Origin of the sequence: Streptomyces sp. NPDC102278 (assembly GCF_044766345.1) — a bacterium.
In the GTDB taxonomy this organism is placed as follows: domain Bacteria; phylum Actinomycetota; class Actinomycetes; order Streptomycetales; family Streptomycetaceae; genus Streptomyces.
The window spans coordinates 60673-83673 of the sequence record NZ_JBIWLV010000010.1; the positions used below are offsets into that span (position 1 = coordinate 60673).

At 71.4% G+C, this 23001-nt stretch carries 22 protein-coding genes; 12 read left to right on the plus strand and 10 right to left on the minus strand.

What is annotated here, in order from left to right; translation table 11 throughout:
• Window positions 1-68: 68 nt before the first annotated feature.
• Window positions 69-941: an arsenite methyltransferase gene (gene arsM / locus ACIRO3_RS23535; RefSeq protein ID WP_404139790.1), complete on the minus strand. Its 873-nt coding sequence runs from the start codon at window positions 939-941 to the stop codon at window positions 69-71.
• A gap of 106 nt (window positions 942-1047) precedes the next feature.
• Between arsM and ACIRO3_RS23540 the strand changes: the two genes are divergently transcribed.
• From ACIRO3_RS23540 to ACIRO3_RS23560, 5 genes are all read left to right on the plus strand, one after another.
• Window positions 1048-1437 (plus strand): ArsR/SmtB family transcription factor, encoded by a 390-nt coding sequence (locus ACIRO3_RS23540; protein ID WP_404139793.1) that lies wholly within the window; start codon window positions 1048-1050, stop codon window positions 1435-1437.
• Window positions 1434-2561 carry an ACR3 family arsenite efflux transporter gene (gene arsB, locus ACIRO3_RS23545; protein ID WP_404139795.1) on the plus strand — a complete coding sequence of 376 codons (1128 nt, stop codon included), beginning with the start codon at window positions 1434-1436 and terminating at the stop codon, window positions 2559-2561. Before ACIRO3_RS23540 ends, arsB begins: the two co-directional genes overlap by 4 nt.
• Window position 2562: 1 nt before the next feature.
• Window positions 2563-2973, plus strand: coding sequence for an arsenate reductase ArsC (locus ACIRO3_RS23550; protein ID WP_404140285.1), 411 nt, complete (start codon window positions 2563-2565; stop codon window positions 2971-2973).
• Between the two features lie 170 nt (window positions 2974-3143).
• On the plus strand, window positions 3144-4418 hold the full coding sequence (locus ACIRO3_RS23555) for an APC family permease (RefSeq protein WP_404139798.1): 1275 nt from the start codon (window positions 3144-3146) through the stop codon (window positions 4416-4418).
• Window positions 4419-4484: 66 nt separating this feature from the next.
• Window positions 4485-5267: a TSUP family transporter gene (locus ACIRO3_RS23560; RefSeq protein WP_404139800.1), complete on the plus strand. Its 783-nt coding sequence runs from the start codon at window positions 4485-4487 to the stop codon at window positions 5265-5267.
• Between the two features lie 215 nt (window positions 5268-5482).
• On the opposite strand, the gene ACIRO3_RS23565 is transcribed toward ACIRO3_RS23560, so the two are convergent.
• Window positions 5483-6670, minus strand: coding sequence for an MFS transporter (locus ACIRO3_RS23565; RefSeq protein WP_404139803.1), 1188 nt, complete (start codon window positions 6668-6670; stop codon window positions 5483-5485).
• Between the two features lie 292 nt (window positions 6671-6962).
• Between ACIRO3_RS23565 and ACIRO3_RS23570 the strand changes: the two genes are divergently transcribed.
• Window positions 6963-7412, plus strand: coding sequence for a spore-associated protein (locus ACIRO3_RS23570; protein ID WP_361772215.1), 450 nt, complete (start codon window positions 6963-6965; stop codon window positions 7410-7412).
• A 538-nt stretch (window positions 7413-7950) separates the two neighbouring features.
• Complete coding sequence (locus tag ACIRO3_RS23575) at window positions 7951-9588, plus strand: NlpC/P60 family protein (RefSeq protein WP_404139806.1); 1638 nt, start codon at window positions 7951-7953, stop codon at window positions 9586-9588.
• A gap of 158 nt (window positions 9589-9746) precedes the next feature.
• On the opposite strand, the gene ACIRO3_RS23580 is transcribed toward ACIRO3_RS23575, so the two are convergent.
• On the minus strand, window positions 9747-10283 hold the full coding sequence (locus ACIRO3_RS23580) for a helix-turn-helix domain-containing protein (protein WP_404140288.1): 537 nt from the start codon (window positions 10281-10283) through the stop codon (window positions 9747-9749).
• An 84-nt stretch (window positions 10284-10367) separates the two neighbouring features.
• Between ACIRO3_RS23580 and ACIRO3_RS23585 the strand changes: the two genes are divergently transcribed.
• Window positions 10368-11228 (plus strand): class I SAM-dependent methyltransferase, encoded by an 861-nt coding sequence (locus tag ACIRO3_RS23585; RefSeq protein ID WP_404139809.1) that lies wholly within the window; start codon window positions 10368-10370, stop codon window positions 11226-11228.
• A gap of 695 nt (window positions 11229-11923) precedes the next feature.
• Here ACIRO3_RS23585 and ACIRO3_RS23590 read toward each other — a convergent pair.
• Both ACIRO3_RS23590 and ACIRO3_RS23595 read right to left on the minus strand, forming a co-directional pair.
• A complete protein-coding gene (locus tag ACIRO3_RS23590) occupies window positions 11924-12622 on the minus strand; it encodes a restriction endonuclease (RefSeq protein ID WP_404139812.1) in 699 nt (232 codons plus the stop codon).
• A 91-nt stretch (window positions 12623-12713) separates the two neighbouring features.
• Window positions 12714-12908, minus strand: coding sequence for a hypothetical protein (locus ACIRO3_RS23595; RefSeq protein WP_404139814.1), 195 nt, complete (start codon window positions 12906-12908; stop codon window positions 12714-12716).
• A 365-nt stretch (window positions 12909-13273) separates the two neighbouring features.
• On the opposite strand from ACIRO3_RS23595, the gene ACIRO3_RS23600 reads away from it, so the two are divergent.
• Genes ACIRO3_RS23600 through ACIRO3_RS23610 form a run of 3 tightly spaced genes read left to right on the plus strand, consistent with a single transcriptional unit; the run spans window position 13274 to window position 16758 of the window.
• Window positions 13274-14467, plus strand: a complete 1194-nt coding sequence (locus ACIRO3_RS23600) for a lycopene cyclase family protein (protein ID WP_404139817.1) — start codon at window positions 13274-13276, stop codon at window positions 14465-14467.
• Between the two features lie 27 nt (window positions 14468-14494).
• Complete coding sequence (locus tag ACIRO3_RS23605; protein WP_404139820.1) at window positions 14495-15205, plus strand: class I SAM-dependent methyltransferase; 711 nt, start codon at window positions 14495-14497, stop codon at window positions 15203-15205.
• A complete protein-coding gene (locus ACIRO3_RS23610) occupies window positions 15202-16758 on the plus strand; it encodes an FAD-dependent oxidoreductase (protein ID WP_404139823.1) in 1557 nt (518 codons plus the stop codon). The genes ACIRO3_RS23605 and ACIRO3_RS23610 overlap by 4 nt, the downstream gene beginning before the upstream one ends.
• Before the next feature lie 73 nt (window positions 16759-16831).
• Here ACIRO3_RS23610 and ACIRO3_RS23615 read toward each other — a convergent pair whose 3' ends face one another.
• The 4 genes from ACIRO3_RS23615 to ACIRO3_RS23630 are packed head-to-tail and all read right to left on the minus strand — an operon-like array spanning window position 16832 to window position 21508.
• Window positions 16832-17824 carry a DUF5914 domain-containing protein gene (locus ACIRO3_RS23615; RefSeq protein ID WP_404139826.1) on the minus strand — a complete coding sequence of 331 codons (993 nt, stop codon included), beginning with the start codon at window positions 17822-17824 and terminating at the stop codon, window positions 16832-16834.
• Window positions 17821-18792 carry a phytoene/squalene synthase family protein gene (locus tag ACIRO3_RS23620; protein ID WP_404139829.1) on the minus strand — a complete coding sequence of 324 codons (972 nt, stop codon included), beginning with the start codon at window positions 18790-18792 and terminating at the stop codon, window positions 17821-17823. Before ACIRO3_RS23620 ends, ACIRO3_RS23615 begins: the two co-directional genes overlap by 4 nt.
• Window positions 18789-20327 (minus strand): phytoene desaturase, encoded by a 1539-nt coding sequence (locus tag ACIRO3_RS23625; RefSeq protein WP_404139832.1) that lies wholly within the window; start codon window positions 20325-20327, stop codon window positions 18789-18791. Before ACIRO3_RS23625 ends, ACIRO3_RS23620 begins: the two co-directional genes overlap by 4 nt.
• On the minus strand, window positions 20327-21508 hold the full coding sequence (locus ACIRO3_RS23630; protein WP_404139835.1) for a polyprenyl synthetase family protein: 1182 nt from the start codon (window positions 21506-21508) through the stop codon (window positions 20327-20329). Before ACIRO3_RS23630 ends, ACIRO3_RS23625 begins: the two co-directional genes overlap by 1 nt.
• Window positions 21509-22200: 692 nt before the next feature.
• On the opposite strand from ACIRO3_RS23630, the gene ACIRO3_RS23635 reads away from it, so the two are divergent.
• Entirely contained in the window at window positions 22201-22467 is a 267-nt protein-coding gene (locus ACIRO3_RS23635; protein WP_404139838.1) for a hypothetical protein, read from the plus strand.
• 76 nt (window positions 22468-22543) lie between these two features.
• On the opposite strand, the gene ACIRO3_RS23640 is transcribed toward ACIRO3_RS23635, so the two are convergent.
• Complete coding sequence (locus tag ACIRO3_RS23640) at window positions 22544-22894, minus strand: MerR family transcriptional regulator (protein WP_404139841.1); 351 nt, start codon at window positions 22892-22894, stop codon at window positions 22544-22546.
• Window positions 22895-23001: the final 107 nt, after the last annotated feature.

Below are 23001 nucleotides of genomic sequence, written 5' to 3' on the forward strand. Positions count from 1 at the left end.
CAGCAAATGTCCGGACCCGACAGAGCACTCCATTGATCACCCGGCGGTGATCACTCCACCGGCCCCGATCAGCTCTCGCAGCCGCAGCCGGCCGCGGCCTTCGTGTCTGCAGGAGTGGCCGCAGGGTCGGTGACCTCCTCTGCGGGGGTACAGCAGGCGGCGGTCGCGAGGGGCGCTGCGCTGGTGCCGGTCTTCAGCGGTTTGACGGCCCGGACGATGGCGGAGTGCATGCCGTCCGCGACGCCGTGAGTCGCGGTGATCTCGATGTCCGTGAACCCGGCCGCTTCGAGTCCGGTGCGGTATTCGGTGAAGGACAGGGCGCCGGCGATGCAGCCGACGTAGTCGCCGCGTTCTGCCCGCTGTTCGGGGGTGAGGGTGTCGTCGGCGACGACATCGGAGATGCCGATGCGGCCGCCGGGGACCAGGACGCGGTAGGTCTCGGTGAAGACGGCCTGCTTGTCGGTGGACAGGTTGATGACGCAGTTGGAGATGACCACGTCGATCGTCGCGGCCGGGAGCGGGATGGCCTCGATGGTGCCCTTGAGGAACTCGACGTTGGTGGCGCCGGCCTTCTTCTGGTTGGCCAGTGCGAGAGCGAGCATTTCCTCGGTCATGTCCAGCCCGTACGCCTTGCCGGTGGGGCCGACGCGGCGGGCGGAGAGCAGGACGTCGATGCCGCCGCCAGAGCCGAGGTCCAGGACCCGGTCTCCTTCGTGGAGGTCGGCGACCGCGGTGGGGTTGCCGCAGCCCAGCGAGGCGGCGACGGCGTCGGCGGGCAGGGTGTCGCGCTCGCCTCCGGTGTAGAGGGCGGAGCCGAAGTTGTCGTCGATCTCGATCGCGGCCGGTCCGCAGCAGGCGGTCCCGCCCTCGGTGACCTGGATCGCGGCCGCCGCGTAGCGCCGGCGGACGGTCTCGCGCAGATCGGTGGACTGTTCGGTCATGACCTTCACTCCTCATGGGCAGGGCCTGGCGGGGCCCGGACTTCGCTGGATTCACGTTCTTCGATTCAACCTTGCGCCTTGGATCGAAAAACGTCAACATAGAGGCATGTCGAAACAAGAACTGGTGGTGCTCGGTCAGGACGCGGCCGACGGCTGCTGCCCGACCCTGCTGACCGCCCCCCTGGACGAGGAAGCGGCCACCGGCCTGGCAAAGGTGTTCAAGGCCCTGGGCGACCCGGTGCGGCTGCGGCTGCTGTCGATGATCGCCTCGCGGGACGGCGGGGAGATCTGCGTCTGTGATCTCACCCCGGCCTTCGACCTGTCGCAGCCGACGATCTCCCACCACCTGAAGCTGTTGAAGCAGGCCGGGCTGATCGACTCCGAGCGGCGGGGCACGTGGGTGTACTACCGGCTGCTGCCCGCCACCACCGACAAGCTCGCCGCCGTCCTCACCCGCCCCGGCGTCCCCGCCGAACCGGCCGGAACCGCCCCGTGAGCGACACGAGAACTGCGGCGGCGGGGCCGGTGGCCGGGCGGCTGTCGTTCCTGGACCGCTTCCTCGCCGTGTGGATCCTCGCCGCGATGGCCGCCGGACTCGGTCTGGGCCGGCTCGTGCCCGGCCTGGGCGACGCGCTCGCGAAGGTCACCGTCACCGGGGTGTCCCTGCCGATCGCGCTCGGGCTGCTCGTGATGATGTACCCGGTCCTGGCAAAGGTCCGCTACGACCGCCTCGACACCGTCACCCGCGACCGTCGCCTGCTGATCCCGTCCCTGGCCTTGAACTGGGTCGTGGGGCCGGCGCTCATGTTCGGGCTCGCCTGGGTCTTTCTGCCGGACCTGCCCGAGTACCGCACCGGCCTGATCATCGTGGGCCTGGCCCGCTGCATCGCCATGGTCATCATCTGGAACGATCTCGCCTGCGGCGACCGCGAAGCCGCCGCCGTCCTCGTCGCCCTGAACTCCGTTTTCCAGGTCATCGCGTTCAGCGGACTCGGCTGGTTCTACCTGAACCTGCTGCCCGGCCGGCTCGGGCTGGAGCAGACCACCCTGGACGTGTCGGTGTGGGAGATCGCCCGCTCGGTGCTGATCTTCCTCGGCATCCCGCTGCTGGCCGGGTTCCTGACCCGCCGGCTCGGCGAGAAGGCCAAGGGTCGTACCTGGTACGAGGCGAAGTTCATCCCCCGGGTCGGGCCGTTCGCCCTGTACGGGCTGCTGTTCACCATCGTCGTGCTGTTCGCCCTCCAGGGCGACGCCATCGCCTCCAAGCCGTGGGACGTCGCCCGAATCGCGCTGCCGCTGCTGGTGTACTTCGCGCTCATGTGGGCCGGATCCATGGCCGCAGGACGTGCGGTCGGCCTCGACTACCCGAAGGCGACCACGCTGGCGTTCACGGCCGCGGGCAACAACTTCGAACTCGCCATCGCGGTGGCCATCGCGACCTTCGGCGCCACCTCCGGCCAGGCCCTCGCCGGAGTCGTCGGCCCCCTCATCGAGGTCCCCGTCCTCATCGGACTCGTCTACGTCGCCCTCGCCGCCCGCCGCTACTTCCCCCGGCCCGCACCGACGGCCACCCCGGCCGCCAGCCCGGCCGCCACCCCGGAAGGCTCCGCCCGTGTCTGACATCCCTCCCGCCGCGAAGCCGTCGGTGCTGTTCGTATGCGTCCACAACGCCGGCCGCTCCCAGATGGCCGCCGCCTTCCTCACCCACCTGGCAGGCGACCGGGTCGAGGTGCGCTCCGCCGGGTCCGCACCGTCCGGCACCGTGAACACGGCCGTGGTCGCCGCGATGGCCGAGGCGGGCATCGACATCTCCGCCCGGACCCCGAAGATCCTGACCACCGAGGCCGTCCGGGCGTCCGACGTGGTGATCACCATGGGTTGCGGAGACTCCTGTCCCGTCTTCCCCGGCAAGCGCTACCTCGACTGGGAGCTGGAGGATCCGGCCGGGCAGGGCGTCGAGGCGGTCCGTCCGATCCGGGACGAGATCGAACACCGCGTCCGCGGCCTGATCGCCGAACTGCTGCCCTGCTGACACCACCCGCGGCCGCACCGATCCGGACCCCCGATCGCCGCTCGGCACCTCGGCACGGTCGCCGCCGGCTCCGGTGCTGCGGCGACTTCCGCCCGTCATCCTCCCCGGCTACGGTGCGCCGGGTTGAGGACCGTTCAAAGGTTGAGGACCGTTCAAAGAAGGAGTGAGCGATGAACGCGCGGAGCGTGCCGGCGGCCGCAGGCGGGATGAAGCGCCGTCTGGGGGTGTTCGACGCGGTGGTGATCGGTCTGGGCTCCATGATCGGAGCCGGAATCTTCGCGGCGCTCGGCCCAGCGGCCGGGGCCGCCGGTTCCGGGCTGCTGCTCGCCTTGGCCCTGGCCGCGGTCGTGGCCTACTGCAACGCAACGTCCTCGGCGCGGCTGGCCGCCCTCTACCCGCAGTCCGGCGGCACCTACGTCTACGGCCGGATGCGCCTGGGCGCCTTCTGGGGCTACCTGGCCGGCTGGGCGTTCGTGGTCGGCAAGACCGCCTCCTGCGCGGCCATGGCCCTCACCGTCGGCGCCTACCTCTGGCCCGGCCAGGCCCACGCGGTGGCCGTGGCCGCCGTCGTGGCGCTGACGGCGGTCAACTACACCGGGGTGCAGAAGTCCGCCCTCCTGACCCGCGCCGTCGTCGCGGTCGTCCTGGCCGTGCTCGCCGCCGTGGCCGTCACCGCCCTGACCTCCGCGGGCGCGGACACCGCACGGCTGGACATCGGCCCGGACGCCACCGCCACCGGTGTCCTCCAAGCCGCGGGCCTGCTGTTCTTCGCCTTCGCCGGATACGCGCGCATCGCCACCCTCGGTGAGGAAGTCCGCGACCCCGCCCGCACCATCCCACGCGCCATCCCGATCGCCCTCGGCATCACCCTCTCCGTCTACACCCTCATCGCGATCGCCGCCCTGACAGTGCTGGGTCCTGCCGGGCTGGCGGACGCGAACGCCCCGCTGTCGGACACCGTGCGGGCCGCGGGCGCCGATTGGCTGGTGCCGATCGTCCGCGTGGGCGGCGCCGTCGCGGCCCTCGGGTCCCTGCTCGCGCTGATCCTCGGTGTCTCGCGGACCACGCTGGCGATGGCCCGTGACCGGTACCTTCCGCACACCCTGGCCGCCGTCCATCCCCGCTTCGGCGTTCCCCACCACGCCGAACTCGCCGTCGGCGCCGTCGTCGCCCTGCTCGCCGCGACCACCGACGTACGCGGCGCCATCGGGTTCTCCTCCTTCGGCGTCCTGACCTACTACGCCATCGCCAACGCCGCCGCTCTGACCCTCACCGTGCAGGAGCACCGGCCCCACCGGCTCATCCCTGTCGCCGGCCTGGCCGGCTGCGCGGTCCTGGCCTTCGCGCTCCCCCTGAGCACCGTGATCCCCGGTGCCGCGGTCCTCATCCTGGGGGCCGCCCTCTACGCTCTGCGCAAGCTCAGGACCGGCAACACCGGCCATTGACGCCCCTGCCGCCCCCGCCTTGCCGCCGGGACCGATACTGGCCCGGGTGATCTCAAGGGGGCAGTGGTGGACTGGTGGCTCGGACTCGGTGGACTGGCGGCAGGACTGCTGATCGCGGTGGTCACCGCACCCGTCGGGGTATCGGGAGCGGTGTTCCTCCTGCCGGTCCAGCTCAGCCTGTTCGGGGTGCCCAACCCGGCGGTCACCCCCACCAACCTGCTCTACAACGTGATCGCGGGCCCCGGCGCGCTGTGGCGCCATCACCGCACCGGCCGCCTGTGGTCCCCCCTCACCCGCCGCCTCCTTGCCGGAACCCTTCCCGGCGTCGTGGCCGGAGCCGTCATCCGGGTCTTCGCCCTCCCCGGCCCGACCGTCTTCCGCCTCCTGATCGCCGCCCTCCTCCTGCCCCTGGGCCTGTGGCTGTGCGCCCGCACCCTGCGCCCGGCGAGCACCGGGCCCGTCCGGGAGCCGTCCCCATGTGCGCTCAGCGCGCTCGCCCTGACGGTCGGAGTCGTCGGCGGGATCTACGGCATCGGCGGCGGCTCCTTGATCAGCCCGGTCCTGGCCGGCCGCGGCATCCCGGTCTCCCGCGTCGCCCCTGCCGCCCTCGCCGCGACGTTCGCCACCTCCATCGTCGGCGCCGCCACCTTCGCCCTGCTCTCCCTGGCCCACAGCGGCGCCATCGCACCCGACTGGTACCTCGGCATCTGCTGCGGTCTGGGCGGCCTGGGCGGCGGCTACCTCGGCGCCCGCCTCCAGCCCCACCTCCCCGAGAGCCTCCTGCGGCTCCTCCTCGGCAGCCTCGCCGCCGGGGTCGGCACCCTCTACGCCGTCCAGATCCTCACCTGACCTGGGTAGACCTGCGATCCGGGAACAGGAAGGGGCCACGACCTCGGCGCGCGACGCGATGCCCGGCACCATCACGAGGGTGGTCCTCGGCGACGTCACGCGCAGGTGGAGTTCCAGGCCGGACCCCATCGCCCTCGCTGGACGAGATCCCGGACACAGTGGTCGATTTCGCGCGCCGCGCGATGAACTCGCCGGAGGGGCGCGGTACTACCTGGTCATCCCGTCACTTCCGCGGTCATACCCTGCTGCGGCCGGGTCCGCATGCCCCAGCGGGCAAGGGATGGGCCGGCAGCGCCCAGCGCCGCGAAGAACAACGCCAGCAGCAGCCAGCCGGTCGTGCCGAGGCCGAGCACCACGGTGGTGAGGATCGCGGGGGCGAGAGCCTGGCCCGCGTTGAAGCCGAGGCCCAGGAGACCTTGGTACTGGCCCTGGGCATGGTCGGGGGCGAGACCGAAGCCCAGGGCGAAGCCCGCCGAGGACTCCCAGACCTCTCCCAGGCTATGGACGAAGATCGCCGCCAGGACCAGTCCCGCTGCCGCCCAGACCGGGGTGTACGCAGCCAGTGCCATCATCGGGCAGCTGACGAGGAAGAGCAGCCCCGCGGTGCGAAACGCCCTGCCGCCGTCGTGCGGGGTTTCGATACGGGAGCCGATCCTGGTCTGCATCAGTACGCAGAACGCGGCATTGATCGCGAACAGTGCCGCCACCGTCCAGCGCGGCGCTTCGGTGTGTTCGGAGATCCAGATCGGCAGGAGCAGGGAGACCACCGGGTATTGCAGCCCCATGGCCCCGTAGAGGGCGGTGAACGTCAGGAACGGGCGGTCCGTGAAGGCGAGTTGGCGACGCTGCTGCGGCGGGGCGGCCGGCACCGGATAGCGGGGCAGCAGGAGCAGAAGCACCGCGCACAGGGCGAAGCTCGCCGCGTTGCCGAGGATCAACGTGAGATAGGCGCCACGGGTGTCCGCGGCCAGCGCCAGCCCGGCACCCACCGTTCCGAGAATGACGCCCAGGTTGACGAAGGTGCGCAGCTTCGCCCGGAACAGGGCCGGGCGATCACCCCCGACCCGGACCACCAGAGCGCCCCAGGCCGCCCCACCAACCGCCGCGGCGATCTGGTCGACCGTCGCGATGATCGTGAGCGCGGCCCAGCTCTCGACGAGGACGAGGGCCGCCATCGACATCGCCTGGACCGCGAGGGCCGGCATCATGATCGTGCGCGCGCCGCGCCGGTCGGCGAGATGCCCTCCGGGTATCCCCGCGGACAAGCCGATCACTCCGGCGATGGTGAGCGCGGCGCCGACCTGCGCCGCGGGCAGGCCCACGACCGAGGTGAAATAGAGCGCCGACGCCGCGTTGAACAGACCGTTGCCGACCCGGTTGGTGAAACTGGCGGCGATCAGCACGCGCTCCGGCCTGCTGTCCCCCGCCATCCGACCTATTCGGCCGGTCAGGCCGCCCTTGATCATGGACGGCAGGCTAACAGCGGCCGCTGGTCCGGCAGTAGTCACGCCAAGATCGCGTGCCCGCATTGCGACACGGGCCCCGACGTAACGCGACAGTCAGAGCCATCAGGCGCAGCGACGACAAGAACGGCTGCACCGGTCGCATCTTCTGCAGACGACGCGGAACCGTTCGGCCGTCCTGCATGTCCCACCATGCAGGAGCGAGCAACTCCGATGACCACCAGGGGGAAACATGAAATTCACCCGTTCCGTCATGACCACCACCGCATTCGCCGCCCTGGCTCTGGGGGCCACGACCGCGCTGGCGGCGCCCGCCTCCGCCGCGCCCAACACCACGCCGCAGAAGGTCTGTGGAAGCGCCTACAAGACCGTGAACTCGGCCGCCATCGGCTCGCTGGGCACCGTCTACCTGACGTACAACGCCTCCAACGGCAAGAACTGCGTCGCGACCATCCGCAACAACCCGGGTGCGGCCGTGGACATGGCCCTCTGGATCGAAGTCACCGACACCTGGGAGCGGGGCGAGGACTACGGCCGGTACACGTCGTACGCGGGTCCGGCCTACGTGTACGGCAAGGGCCACTGCGTCGACTGGGGCGGGGGCATCAGCAACGTGCACGTGCAGGTGTACAACTCCAACTGTGGCGCGCGCAAGGAGCACCGGGTCACCGAGGTCCGCTGACCCGATCCTCCTCCTGACCCCTCCTGACCGCGACGTTCTGCGCCGTCGTGCGGTCGTCGGGGGCAGGGTCTCCGACCCGACGACCGCACGGGAACCGCCGTGATCCGCCTCGCCCCGGCAGACTCGCCGAGTTCTGCCGGGGCGAGAGCGCGTCCGGCCTCCTGTCTCGGGTGCGTGGCCGTCCGGTCGGCGCGTCGCCGCCACCGTCCCGGGGATGCCGGCCCGCGCCACCCCCGATACGCAATACGCGGACGGTTTCCGCGCGTTCTCCGGCTGCACCGGATCCAGCTTCGCCTCCTACCGCGAGATGGCCACCGGCTGGGCCGGCCGGGACACCACCGGCCGGCTATGCGCGGCGGGGGGCAACGCCCTCTGAGGCACACACCAAGTGGATCATTACCGCATGTCACATACGTCTCGACGCAATGTCCTTGCCGTCTTCGCAACTGCGGCCGCCTCCGTGCCACTCGGCACCTTGAGCGCCGCAGCCTCGCCCAGAACCTCGGTTGCGACCGCTCCCTCCCGCACAAACTCGGCCGTGGCCGCAGCGGCGGCTCCCGGGTCGCTCACCTCGCCCCGGTCCTCCGTCACGATCGGCGCACTGGATCCCACCTACTTCACGCGAGTCTCCCTCGCCTCCTTCACCACAAGCGTGCTGCCGGGCGCACCGGAGCGTCTGGAGGTCACCGCCGGCTCCCAACGCGTGGCCATCCTGACCAAGGGCGCACGCACGGTCATCCTGACGGGCCCCCAGCGCACCTTCAGCGAGAACAAGCAGCCCTTCGCCGACGACTTCCAGCGCACCCTCCCTGACCAAGCGCTCCCGGTCCCGGATCGCACGTACTGGGGGACGTCGCCCGCCGGCGGCAGCTGGTCCACCCTGGGCCCCGCCGACACCGACTACTCGGTGGTTCCCGGCAGCGCCACCATCACGCTCACCACCGACTACGCGAGCCGGCACGCCACCCTCCGGGACGACGAGATCACCGACGTCGACGTCCGCGCGGTCGCGCGGTTCGACAAAGTACCGACCGGCCAGGCCTGCTCGTACGCCCTGTCCTTCGGCTACCAGGACACCCACAACAACTACCGGGCCAGGCTGTCCTTCCTGACCTCGGGTACGGTCGAACTCCGCGTCGAGAAGGAGGTCACGGACACGGTCACCCAACTGGCCACGGCCACCCCCCTCGCCACCGCGGTTCCGGCGGGCACGAACTGGACGATCCGCGTACGCCGCGAGGGCGCCCGCATCCAGGCCAAGGCCTGGCGCACGGACACCACCGAGCCCACCGGTTGGGCCGCGGACGTCACGGACTCCACCTTCTCCAAGGGACGAGTAGGCCTGCGGGCGCTGGCCAACCAGGGCTGTACGAACCTGCCCGTCAAGCTGGTGGTAAGCCGCTTCCAGGTCGACGCGGCGACGTGGCAGCAACCGCCGACTGTCACCCACGACACCTGGGTACGAGTCCTCCCCGCGCCCTTCGACGGGACATGGACCCCTGCCTTGGAACAGATCGTCCGAGGCTGGGCCGGTTCCCCCACCCCCGACGTTCTGGCCCACGCGGCCGCGTTCCTCGCGGGAGCGCCCGCGGTCACCACCGCTGCCACCCCCGCAACGGGCAAACAGGTCATGGGCAAGGCCGGCTACGGCTACCTGGATCCGCAGGGATACCGCTACGAGGGCGCGGACTTCCACGAGTACATGAACCTCGGCTGGACCTTCCCCGACGGCACCCGAACGGGGCCTTCGAGCAAGCAGGTCGCCAACCTCGACTGCTCGGGTTACACACGCATGGTCTACGGCTATCACATGGGCGTGCCCATGGCCGCCGGCGAGGACACCTCGAAGACCCGCATACCCCGCAAGTCCCGCCACATGGTGGACTACGCCCCCGGCACCCGGATCGACCAGACCGACGGCACGAACCCGCCCGCCGCACAGCAACTGCAGCCCGGAGACCTACTCCTGTTCAACGCCGACTCGGGCGACGACACCGTGACGATCACCGTGGACCACGTCGGCATCTACCTCGGCCTCGACACCACCGGCAAGCGACGCTTCCTCTCCAGCCGCAAAACCGGCAACGGCCCCACCATGTCCGACCTGGGAGGCGCTTCACTTCTCGACGGACCCGGCACCTACGCGAAGAAGCTGCACACGGTCCACCGCATCTGACCCAAGCATGAGCACGCCGGGTCGGAGGGAAAGCCGTACAACTGCCGTCGAAGCGCGGCGCCTTCGGAACGCGTCGTGGTCACCCTCCACCCCACGGGCTACGGCCGCCTCCATCTCTGACGACAAGCTGGAGGCGGCCGTAGCCGGTGAGGTCGTGCTCAGGTGTGGAGATGGTTGCGCTCGCCGTTGTGGTCGAGGATGAGCAGGATCTCGGCGGGACCGCGGTCGCTGCGGATGGCGTGCGGGGTCATGGTGGAGAACGAGGCGGCCTGACCGGTCTCGACGCGAATGACGCGTTCGCCGAGGTACAGGACGACGGTGCCGGACAGCAATGTGAACCAGTCCCTGCCGGGATGGACGCCCAAGTCGTCGGGGATGACGCTGCCCGCCTGGTCGGTGACGCGCATCTTGGCGACGGTCAGTCCCTGGGGTCCGTCGTCCTTGGTGAGGAGCCAGGTGGTCAGACCGCGGGCCTCGTCGCGGTCGGGTCGGATGACGACGTCCGAGTCATCCGGGGACTCGACGAGCTCGTCGAGGGACTTGCCCATCGCTGCGGAGATGGCGGTGAGCTGGTCGAGGCTGATGCGGCGATGCCCGGTCTCGATGCGGCTGAGCTGCGACGGGCTGATGCCCGCACGCTCGGCGAGGTTGTCCAGCGACCAGCCGCGCGCCTTGCGCAAGGACCTGATCCGCATCCTGATGGTGGCGTCCAATGTCGCTTCTTGCTCCACCGGCAAGAGCCTAAGACATGCGGGCAGTGGTCGTCTTACCGTCGCAGCATGAACACACGACATGCCGGCACTGACGGCCGTATGGGACACGCGAGCGCGACCGGCTCCGACATCGCGATGGCGCGGTTGCTGGAACTGGACGCCGAAGTCCTCGCTTCCTACATCGCCGAACTGACGGGCCGGCTCGCGGAGCTCACGAGTTCCGCCCCGGCCCGGATCCTGGACCTGGGCAGTGGCCCCGGCACCGGCAGCCTCGCCCTCGCCCGCCAGTTCCCATCGGCGCATGTGACAGGGGCGGACATCTCCCCGCAGATGCTGCACCGCCTGCACGAGCGGGCCGCCGCACACGGAGTCGCCGAGCGAGTCACCACCCTGGAAACGAACCTCGACGAACCGTGGACCGAGATCAGTGAGCGCGGACCGTACGACCTGATCTGGGCCGCCGCGTTCCTCCACCACGTGGCCGACCCCGCCCGCACCTTCACCCGGGCCTTCGAGCAGCTCCGCCCGAGCGGGCTCATCGCCGTCACCGAGATGGACTTCTTCCCCCTGTTCCTGCCCGAGGACACCGGCTTCGGCCGGCCCGGCCTCGAGGCCCGCCTGCACGCCGTCACGAACACCCAGCCGCCCCACGAATGGGCCGGCTCCCTGACGGACGCCGGATTCACCGTCGAGGAGCGGCGTCCCTACGAGATCCGACTCGACCACGCACAAGCGGGGCCGTCCCTGAACGCCTACGCCCAGATCTGCCTGGCCAAGCTGCGCTCCCACGCCACTGACGTCTTGGACGCGGATGACCTGGCCGCCTTGGACGCCCTGCTGGACGAAAGCCAGCCGCAGAGCATCGCGCACCGCGAGGACCTGCGCGTGCACACGACCCGCACCACCTGGATCGCCCGCCGCCCCTGAACCGCGGTGGCTCCTCACTGACTTGGTGTTCGCCATGAACACCGCATCCGCCGCGGCCTTCGCACTCGTCGGCGCGTCCGCGCCACGTCGTGGCCGCATCCTGGCCATGCTGGGCCTGGCGCGGTTGATGGTGGTCCTGGGCACCACCCTTGCGGGCATCGCCCTGCCTCGGCCCAGACCGACACCTCGGCTTCTCAGACGGTTTGCGGCAGGGGTCATTACCGCACAGGCGCCGGCCACACGGCGCGCTACCCGGGTGGCGCGCTTCTTCCGACCGACCAGCCGGATCGTATCCTCACTGCATTGCCTCGCGGTGGCGTCGGGCGGTCCTCCGGGTGCTGCGCATGACGTTGGTGGCGACCCCGAGCAGCCAGGTTCCGTGGCTGGCGATGCCGTCTAGGGGCTCGCGGAGCCGCCATGCCTCAAGGAAAGGTGAGGGAGACGATGTCTTCCGCACCGGCGGGGTCGGAGGTCATCGGGCCTCCCCTCCTATCACCGCTGCGCCGCCAGCCGTGGCGGAGGCGGCGCCATCCGTGCGCGCCCACCGCATCAGAGCGAGCGCGACACCCTTGGCTCAGATCAGGGGGTCGGGCCCCTCGACCCAGCGCAACGCCGGCTGGTTGCCCAATGACCCCAATGCGCTGCTCGACTTGACGCGTCCCCGGCGTCGGCGGCATGCCCTGGTCGCCCGCGATTCAGAGCCCGGCCCGGCGGCCGGCTGGAGGGAGGGCGCGCAAGTAGTCCCACAGGGGGCGGGATCCGGCGGCCCATTCGGCGAGGAGGTGGCGGTCGACCAGGTGAAGACGTTGGGACTTCGCGAAGTCGGCGGCGTTGGCGGTGATGCGCCCGTTGGTGAGCATGACCAGGACATCGCCGTGGTGGACCTGGCGGCCGGTGCCGTTGAGCACGTGGAGGTCGGGGGTACCAACGGGTTTGCCCGACCAGCCGTCTCTCTTGTGCTTGCACTGAAGGACCCAGCGGCGTCCGTAGGGATCGGTCGCTATGACATCGGCGCCGTTGTCACCACGGCCGCCGACTTGCTGCGCGTCGGCACATCCGTCGCGCCGCATGAGGTCCCGTACCGCGTACTCGAACGCCCGGTGGTGAAGGCCGTCGAGCTGGGCGAGCGCGTAACGCAGACCGCTCGCCCGAACCTGGTCCCAACGTACCGCCTCCCTGCGCCGCCACGCCCAAGCGCCGGTCCCGGCGGCGGCCATCGACAGTACGGAGACCACGGTCCAGGGGTGGGCTGCCAGCCGGCGCAGTACGGTGGTGGCCAGGCTGAACGCGACCACGGCCGCGAGTACCGCGAGAGCCACCTGCTCAAAGCCCTGGTTCTTCCGACGCCGGGGCCGCCGGCCGGAGCGCCTGGCCGGGCGTCGACGCCCGCTCACCGGATCCTCGCCGGGCACGAGACGGCAGCCCGAGGTGAAGTCGCAGAGTACCGCCGGCCAGGCAGGAGAAGCCGTCGCGGCGAGGTCACGGTCACTGGTTGGCCTTGGAGACGCCGCCGACGAGTTGACCGAGGAAGTGGGCGATGCCCTGACCCACTTCGGTGGGCGCGAGCACGATGCCCAATGCCAAGACAATGAACACGGTCATCTTCTCGTCGAACCGGCTCCGGGCTTCGGTACGCCGGCGCAGCCGCAGTACGACGATGACCACCAGCAGTACCGCCACGTTGATCGACAGTGTTCGACGGACGCCCTCTCGACAGAGCCAGGGGAAGGTGTCGCAGTCGTGCTTCGCGTCAGTTCACACTTCGCTGGGCGAACTGTCACAGAGCTTCAGGGATGCCCCCCGGACTGTAGAGCCGTGGACCAAGACGATGTTCTGGACTGAGTGGGCACCGGCAGGCTGGTGGGCATGAGGCCCGGCCCGCGCGTGGTCGTCTCGACCGCGCAGAAGGGGTGGGTCCAGGGGCCACGGGGATGGTCCGCGCGTGTGCGCACCCGTGCCCTGCGGGGCCGGCCCTCCGGGAGCGGTTTACTGCATCCGCCGGGTTGCCCGGTGGGGAAGAGGGACGAGGAGCAGGAGGTCGAGAGGTGGGCTGGGACACTGACGTGACCGTGGTCGGGGCGGGGGCGGCCGGGTTGTCCCTCGCCGTCGGCATCGCGGAGCCCTTTCCCGCCGGCCGGCGCGCACCGCGCGTGGCCGTGGTCGAGGCGCCGCCCGGGCCGCTGCGTTCGTCCGGACGGACCTGGTGCTACTGGGAGTCGGGCGTGGGCCCGTACGACGGGTTGCTGGCGGCGAGTTGGAACCGGCTGCGTCTCTACGCCCCGGACGGGACGGTGATCGACCGCCCGCTGGGGGCCATGCGGTACAAGATGCTGAGGTCGGATCGGTTCGAGGCGGCCATGGTGGAGCGGCTCGGCCGGTGGGGTGTCGAGGTACGGCAGATGGCCGTGACGTCGGCGCGCGACGCGGGTGGCGGGGCCGTGGTGCACGGTCATGACGCGTCGGGGGCGCCGTCGGTGATCCGGTCGGGGTTGGTTTTCGATTCCCGGCCGCCGGGGCGGCTGCCTCCGGCCCGGACCGCGTTGCTTCAGCATTTCCAGGGCTGGTTCGTGCGGACGGCCCGGCCGGTGTTCGATCCTGGCGCGGCGATCTTGATGGACTTCCGGCTCCCCCAGCCGCCCGGCGGCCTCGCCTTCGGCTACGTCCTGCCCATGAGCCGGTACGAAGCGCTGGTCGAATACACGCAGTTCTCCCGGGCGGCGTTGGACAGGGCGGGGTACGAGCAGGCTCTGCGCCACTACTGCTCGGTGGTCCTGGGGCTGGGCGACTTCACCGTGCAGGAGCGGGAGCAAGGGGCCATCCCCATGAGCGACGGCGTCTACCCCCGTCGCGGCGGCCGTCGCGTCTTCTTCATCGGAGCCGCCGGCGGTGCGACCCGGCCGTCCACCGGGTACACCTTCGCCGCGATCCAGCGCCAGAGTCGTCACCTCGCCGCAGCGGTGCGCTCGGGCCGCTCCCCCGCCCGGGTCCCCGCCGTACACGGCCGCAGGGCGCGGGCGATGGACGCGGTGTTGCTGCGCGCGTTGGACACCGGCCGAGTCGACGGAGGGGCCTTCTTCACCCATCTCTTCTCCGCTGTACCGGCCGATCGGGTCCTGCGATTCCTGGACGGTGCGACCTCTCCGCTGGAGGACTTCCGCATCGGTCTGCGCACGCCCGTGCTGCCCATGGCTCGATCGCTCCTGGAACTGCCTCTGCTTCGCCGCTCCGTCCCTGCCTGAGTCTTCGATCGATGCTGAAAGGCTGTCATGTCAATTCTGTGCGAGGACGCCCTGGCGGTCGCCTTCGACCATGCCGCCGCACGCTACGACCTGCTGGTCTCGGCGAGTCCCGGCTATCACGGGCATCTGCGCCGCTCGGCCCGTCGCCTGGGTCTGCCCGACGAGGGTCGCGGTGCCCGTGTCCTTGACCTGGGGTGCGGTACCGGCGCCTCGACGGCCGCTCTGTTGACCACCGCGGGGCGCGCTCGGATCACCGCGGTGGACGCCTCGCAGGGCATGCTGGAGCGGGCTGCGGCCAAGGAGTGGCCGGGCGCGGTCCGTTTCGTGCGGGGGTCGGCCGATCGGCTCGCGGAGGCGGGCGTGGAGGGGCCGTTCGACGCCGTCTTCGCCGCCTACCTCTTTCGCAATGTGCCGGATCCCGACGTGACGCTGTCCGCGGTGCGCGCGGCGATGGCGCCGGGCGCACGGATCGCCGTGCACGAGTACGCGCTCAGCGGCAAACCGGTGGATCGGGCGCTGTGGACGACCGTGTGCCGGACGGTGATCATGCCGCTGGGCCGTGTGGGCGGGGACGCGCGGCTGTACGAGCACCTGTGGCGCAGTGTCCTCGGCTTCGACACCGCGCCAAAGTTCGCGGCACGGATGCGCACGGCCGGGTTCACGGACGTTCGGGTGTTGCCGCTGCCGGGGTGGCAGACGGGGATCACCCACACCTTCGTCGGACGGGTCGCGGCATGAGCGGGGCCTACCCGGGGCGGGACCGACGGGCCCGGCGTCTCGATGCCGGCGACGGGCGTGCGAAGGTCGAGACCGGCCGACCGCGGGTGGCCGTGGTGGGCGGGGGCATCGCCGGCCTGTCGGCGGCCACGGTGCTCGCAGAGCGCGGTGTGCACGTCACCTTGTACGAGCGGGAAGCCCAGCTCGGGGGTCGGGTGGCGGGGTGGGGGACGCGGTTGGCGGACGGGTCGGAGGCGACGATGAGCCGCGGCTTCCACGCGTTCTTCCGGCAGTACTACAACCTGCGGGCTCTGCTGCGCCGTACTGATCCCGGGCTCAACGGTCTGACGGGGTTGGCGGACTATCCGCTGCGCCACCGCGACGGCGGGCAGGACAGCTTCGCGCGGGTGCCGCGCACGCCTCCGCTGAGCGCGCTCGGCTTCGTCGCGCAGAGCCCGTCCTTCGGCTGGCGGGACCTCGCATGGATGAATCCGCGGGCCGCTCTGCCCCTCCTGGACGTGGGTGTGCCCGGGGTGTACGAAGCCCTGGACGGGGTGAGCGCCACCGAGTTCCTCGCCTCGATCCGGTTTCCCGAGGCGGCACACCACTTGGCGTTCGAGGTGTTCTCGCGGAGCTTCTTCGCCGATCCGGCGACCCTGTCGGCGGCCGAGTTGGTGTTGATGTTCCACATCTACTTCCTCGGGTCCAGCGAGGGGCTGCTGTTCGACGTGCCACGCGAACCGTTCCCGCAGGCCCTGTGGGACCCGCTGGCCGGGTATCTGGGTGGGCTCGGCGTGGACATCCGCGCGGGCGAGGCGGTGCGGGAGGTGCACCCGGCAGGCTATGAGCGGGTGGAGGTCGTCGCGGAAGCGGCGGCGGTCGAACAGTACGACGCGGTGGTGCTGGCTCTGGACACCGCCGGGCTGAGGACGGTGGTCGGCGCTTCGCCCCGGCTCGTGGGTCCGGCGTGGCGGGCCTCGATCGCACGGCTTCGGACGGCGCCGCCCTTCCTGGTGTCGCGGCTGTGGCTGTCGCGTCCCGTCGCGGGCGATCGGCACGGGTTCCTGGGCACCAGTGGATTCGGCGGCCTCGACAACGTGAGCGTCCTGGACCGGTGGGAGGGCGAGGCCCACCGGTGGGCGTTGCGTACCGGGGGTTCGGTGGTGGAACTGCACGCCTATGCGGTAGGTCCGTCGCGGCGGCGCCAGGACGTGGAGCAGGATCTGGTGGGCCGGTTGCGCGAGGTGTACCCGGAGACGGGGCGCGCCGGCATCGTCGATGTCCGGCACGAGTGGCGCGAGGACTGTCCCTTGTTCACGGTCGGCGGCTACCGGGACCGGCCTGGTGTGCGCACGGGTGACGCACGGGTGGTGGTCGCCGGGGACCTGGTGCGCACGGGTCTGCCCGTCGCCCTGATGGAACGGGCGGCCACCAGCGGCTTCTTGGCGGCCAGTGCCCTGCTGGAGCGTTGGGGGGTTCGGGGCGAGACGCTGTGGACGGTGCCGGATCGGGGCCGTTCCGCCGCGGCCCGGGCGCTGGCGGCTCTGGGACGCAGGGCGTCACGCGTGCCGTGAGGATCAGGTCCGATTGTGCGCTGCCAGGCCGCCAACGTCCCCGCGCCCCGGCGGTGGTGGCGATGGGGTCGGGTCAGCCGGGGAAGCGGCCGGTGCTGCGCAGTTCCCAGCGTCGTTCGGCGTAAGCCAGGTCGTCGCGCCACAGGCGGCCTGCGGCGTGGCGCATGAGGGGTCGTAGCAGGGGGGCGGCGGTACGGGCGAGCTTGAACCCGGGCCGGTGGGAGGTGGCGATCACGGCTTCGGTGACGCGGGTGCGGGGGCGGCCGTCGCGGTCGGTTCCCAGCGGGGTGGCATGTGTTTCGACGACGGAGCCCGCCCCTTCGCCGTCCGTGATGCGCATGACGACGGTACGGGGGCCGGGGGCGGTGAACTCCGCGGTCACGGGCACGACGATCCGCCGCGCCACCTTGAAGGAGACCTGCACCGTCAGGACATCGGACTCGGCGCCGTCGTCGAGGACGGTGAGGTCGACGAAGGAGTACGGGTGGAACCACGCCCCGTGCCAGGGGTCGAGGCGGTTGGCGACGATGTCCTCGGGCTCGCAGACGCCGGTGTCCGTGTAGACCGCGGTCAGCGAGGCGGCGGCGGGCGGGCGCAGGGGCACGGCGGGGGTGTCGAGGGGCTCTTCGCCGCCGTGCGGGTCGAGCCGTGCCCAGGCGAGGATGCCGTCGTCGTGGGCCGGGTAGGGGTTCCAGCCGGCGAAGGAAGCGCCGCCCAGGGCGAGTCCGTGCCAGGGGCAGACCAGGGTGCCGCAGCGTACCGGGGCCTGCGCCAGCGCCGCGCCCAGGTGCGGGCAGGCGCCGGGGCCGGCGACGAGGGCGCCGTCGGCGGTCCGCCAGGCGACGAGCTCGGTGCCTTCGACCGTGGTTCCGTAGCCGGCGTCCGTGCGGACGGCGGTGCTGGGACCGATCACGTACCAGTTGCCGGATGGCCGGGCCCGCGCCCGTTCGAGGGCGGCGGCGATGAGCCGGGGTGAGGCGTCCCGCCAGGTCGGTTCCTGGCGGTGCCAGGACACCGGGTCGCGACGCAACCTGACCGGGATGCGCCGTCGGGGTGCCGGGCTCATCGGGTCGGCTCTTCGACGACGGCGGGGATCGCGGGGGCGGGGCTGGTGAGGCGGCTTGCGGCGATGTTGGCCAGTCCGGCCGCCGCGACGACCGCCCTGCGGATGGGGGGGACCACGGAGCGGCGGTGGACGCTGGCGTACCCGTCGCGGGCGACGGCGTCGAGGATGTCGCCGTAGAGCACGAAGGCGGTGCGGACGCAGGGCCGGGACGCGGGTGCGAGCATGTCCAGTCCCGGACGGGCCCGCGCGTAGAAACGTCGGGTCAGGGCTGTCGCGGAACGCAGGGCGCGGGTGATGCGCGGGTCGTCGCGCCCGGTGCGTCTGCTCCAGTACAGCAGTTCGCGGTCCACGCCCTCGGCGGCCAGGAGGTCGGCGGGCAGGTAGACGCGGTCGCGGTCGAGGTCTTCACCGACGTCGCGGATGAAGTTGGTGAGCTGGAACGCCTCGCCGAGGGCGGCGGCGTGCGGAGCGGCCTCCTCCCGGGCGGTGACGTGGCCGAGCACGGGCAGCATCTGCAAGCCGATGACGGCCGCGGATCCGTGCATGTAGGTGCGCAGCTCGTCCAGTGTTCCGTAGTCGGTGACAGTGAGGTCGCTGCGCATGGAGGTGAGGAAGTCGTCGAAGTGGCTGTGCGGGATGCGGTAGCGGTGTGCGGTGTGGGCTACGGCGGCCACGACGGGGTGGCGGCCGGATCCGCCGTTGATTGCCGTGCGGAGGTCGTGCGAGAGGGTTTGAAGCCGTTGGGCGCGGTCGCCGGGCTCGGCGGGGGCGAGGTCGTCGACGATGTCGTCGGCGAGCCGGGCGAAGGCGTAGAGGGCGTGCACGGCGGGACGGCGGGAGGCGGGCAGCAGCCGGGTGGCGAGGAAGTACGTCTTGCCGTGTCGTGCGTTGAGGCGGCGGCATCCCTCGAAAGCCGTGCGCAGGGCGGGGTCGGTGATGGTGGCGGCCTCGAGTTCGCGTCGCGTCATGCGGTGCTGCCTTTCCTGGCGGTGGGCGTGCCTGGTGTGGTGCGGTGGCGGGTGCCGGGCAGGCCGGTGATGCGGGCGGCGGCGAGGCGGCCGGAGATCAGGACGGTGGGGACGCCGACGCCCGGGGTGGTGCCGCAGCCGGCGAGGACGGCGTTGGCGGTGCCGCGAACGAGATTGCGGGGGCGGAAGGGTCCGGTCTGGGGGAAGGTGTGGGCGACGGAGAACGGGGTGCCGGCGGCGTGGCCTTGGGCGGTCCAGTCGGCGGGGGTGACCAGGACCTCGGTGTCGATGGCGTCGGTGAAGCCGGTCAGGCCGCGGCGCTCCAGCTCGCGCAGCAGGGTGTCGCGGTAGCGGGGTCCGAGGTCGTTCCAGGTGGCGGGTGAGGGCCCGAGACGGGTGTTGGGGCATGGCGCCAGTACGTAGTGGGTGTGCTTGCCGGGCGGGGCGAGGCCAGGGTCGGTGGCGGTGGGCCGCGTGACGAGGAGGGACGGGTCGCTCATCAGCCGCCCGGTGCGGGTGAGTTCGTGGAAGGTCTGCTTCCAGGCCGCCCCGAAGGAGATCGTGTGATGGGCCAGATCCGGCCAGGTGCGATCGGTGCCGACGTGCAGAACGACAGCCGACGGGGAGTGCCGCAGGGCGATCGGCCTGCGCGGGTGGGTGCCGAGCAGCCGGTAGGAGACGGGCAGCTCCGGAGTCATGACGACCGCGTCGCAGGCGATGCGCTGCCGGTCGGTGACCACGGCGGTGATCCTGTCGCCCCTGCGTTCCAGGTGCGTGACGCTCTGCCCGTAGTGGAGGGTGGCGCCCGCTTCGGCGGCGGCCGCGGACAGCGCGGCGGGGACGGCGTGCATGCCGCCCTCGGGGAAGTACACGCCGGCGATCGTGTCCATGTAGGCGATGACGGCGTACGCGGCGAGCGCGCGGGCCGGCGGGACGCCGGCGTAGAGGGCTTGGAAGGAGAAGAGGCGTTGGAGGCGCTCGTCGGTGATGAACCGGCCGATCGCCGGTTGGAGGCGACCGAATCCGCCGAGTGCGGCGAGGCGGGCCAGGTCCGGGTGCAGGAGGGAGAGGGGCGAGTCGAAGTTGGTGTCGATGAAGCGCCCCATCTGCGCCTGGTAGAGGTCGTGCAGCCACCGGCGCAGACGCCGGTAGCCGGCCACGTCGCGGTCCCCGGCGAAGCGTTCGATCTCCGCTTCCATGGCTTGGGCGTCGGTGTGGACGTCCAGGCTGCTGCCGTCGGCGAACCGGGCGTGGTAGGCGGGGTGGAGGGGGTGCAGGGTCAGACGGTCGGACATCTTCCGGCCGACTGCCGCGAAGGCTTCCTCCAGCAGGTGCGGCATGGTCAGCACGGTGGGGCCGGTGTCGAAACGGTAGCCGTCGCGCTCGATGAGGCCGGCCCGGCCGCCGGGGAGTGGGTCGCGTTCAACGAGGGTGACGGTCCGGCCGGCGCCGAGGAGATGCAGGGTGGCGGAGAGGCCGGCGAGTCCTGCGCCGACAACCACCACATGGTCGGTGGGCCCGGTGATCCTCTTCATCACATGCCTTCGTGCAGGTCGTTCGGTTGTGTGGCGGTGGCGTCCTGGTGGGGGGAAGCGACCTGTCTCAACAGGTCGGCCAGGTGCCGGAAGGCAGGGCCCTCCAGGTGGGCGGCGGTGAGGTGGCGGTCGGAGGCGCGCACAAGACGTTCGATGCGCCGTTCGACTTGGGCCGGTGCGCCGGTCGACCGGAGGGCCTCGCGTACCCGGGCCAGTTCCGTCCCCGAGAGGGGGCCGCTACCCCGGCAGCCGTGCAGGATCTCGACAACGTCGGTGGCGCCGGTGGCGCGAGCTCGCGCGTGGGCCAACGCGAGAAGGTACGTCGCCTTCCCGGAACGCAGATCGTCCCCGCACGGCTTCCCGGTCACCTCCGGATCGCCGAACACTCCCAGGAGGTCGTCGCGCAGTTGGAAGGCGATGCCCGCGCATCGGCCGGCCGCGGCCAGGGCGCGGGTGGTGGACTCGTCCGCGCCGGCGAGGGCCGCGCCCAGGGCCACGGGCTGTTCCACGGTGTAGCGGGCTGTCTTCAGGCACACGGTGCGGATGGCCTGGACGGCCGAGCGGGAGGATGTCGCCTGGCCGTGCAGGTCGAGGTACTGACCCGCGATCATCTCCGTCCGCATGGCCCGCCAGATCCGCAGGACGTCCGCCCGAACAGGCGGGAGAAGGTCGACGGTGGCGACAAGGTCGTCCGCCCAGGACAGCGCGAGGTCGCCGGCGAGGACCGCGACCGAATGCGCGAACGGTCCTGCGGGGGCCGCGACCGAATGGGCGAACGGCGAGGGGTCCGGTTCACGCGGGGGCGCGCCCGACTGGAACTGCTGCGCGATCTGAGCGTGGAACGACGGCCTGCCGCGGCGCAACGCGGACTGGTCCATGACGTCATCGTGGACCAGGGCGCAGCTCTGAATGAGTTCGAGTGCGGCGGCGATGCGCAGTGCCCCGGCCACGTGGGTGTCCGTGCCGCCGCAGGCCCTCATGGCCCACCACAGGAACCGGGGCCGGATCCGGGAGCCGCCGTTGAGAGTGAAGGTGGCCAGCCGCTCGGCCACCTCTGTGGCGAACGTGGGGTCGAGCGAGCGGCTGTACGCGACAAACTCGGCGCACAGCCGCCCCAGTTCGCTCGTGACGGCGGCGGCCACGTTCGCGTCGACGGTGGCTGCGGCGGTGGGTCGAGGCATGTGCGAGGTCCGGGACGAGGCGATGAGATGTCGAGCAACCGACTTCGCGTGCATGAGTCCTCCGAGTCGTGAAGTGGTGCTTGAACCCTGTTCGCCGTTCACCCTGCTGCCGGATGCGCCCGCCGTACTCGCACCTGCGAACCTTGTATCCCCCGCCACGGGAGGGGCTCCGCCGGGACCGGCATCCCGTCCACCCGATGGGTGCACGAGCGCGTGCCGAGCGGGCGACGCCGAGCCGGGACGGTTGCGGACGTGGCACTCCGCGGATCGGTTCGAGCCGGCTGCCGGGCCGGGTGGGGCGGGGCGGGGCGGTGGAGGCCAACGGCAGGTCGGTCCGCCTGCCTGCCCGGCCTGCCTGTGCGACGGTCGGGGCGAGCCGAGCGTGTTGCCGTGGCGGGCCACATCCCCGGCTGCGGCGCGCGTCGTCATGACGTCGCCGCGCAGGTGGAGGTGTCGTCCGTCGGTACGGGCGAGGGTTGCCACGAGATGGATGGAGCGCACTGCGACCCGCCGACACGCCTGCTCGCCTGCTCGCCTGCTGCGCATCAGCCTGCGCGACAGCCGGGCCGAGTTCGTCTGCGAGGCACTCCTGACCACTGCGCATGCGCGACGGGCAAGTACAGGAGATTGTTCCCGAGGTCGATCCGCCGTTCGGTCTCAGCCTCCAAGCCTCACAGGCCAACGCCTAACGGTTGCAGTCGCCGGGCCTGCGGCCGGGCGACCGGCTGGTGATGCTGACGGACGGCATGCTGGAGCGAAACGCCAAGAGCCTCAATCCGTCCGGCCTGATCATCCGCAGCCGCGCACTGCCTCCCCGGGGAGCCGCCCGCACCCTCATCGGGGCGATCGTCGACGCCGTCCGCGGCGGCGGCAACTCCCGACGCGACGCCGCCACCGACGCCGACCTCACCGACGCCTCACAACCGTCCAAGACGGAACGGGCCGCTCCCGGGCAATGAACCCCGGGGGTGGGAGAGCAGGGCCGTCAGGGCGCGGACCCGACTCACGCCAACACCCGGGCGGCCACGTACCTCCTCAGTCCGCGGACGGCGAATCCGTCGGCGCCGCGGCGTTGCGGTACTCGGCGTTGAGGCGCTGCGCTTCTTCCAGCTGGTCTTCGAGGATGACGATGCGGCAGGCGGCCTCGATCGGCGTGCCCTGGTCGACGAGCTCCCGGGCACGGGCCGCGATCCGCAGTTGGTAGCGGGAGTAGCGGCGGTGCCCGCCCGCGGAGCGCAGCGGTGTGATGAGGCGGGCTTCGCCGATGGCGCGGAGGAAGCCCTGCGTGGTACCGAGCATCTCGGCGGCCCGACCCATCGTGTAGGCGGGGTAGTCGTCGTCGTCCAGGTGACCGCCCAGCGGGCCGGTCGGGGTCTCTGCCGTCATTGCACCTCTCTGTGAAACGCGTGGAGGGGCCCCGGTGCCTATGGCACCGGGGCCCCGAAGGAACTGCTACACCATCTACCGGCCCTGGAACTGCACCGGCCTACTGT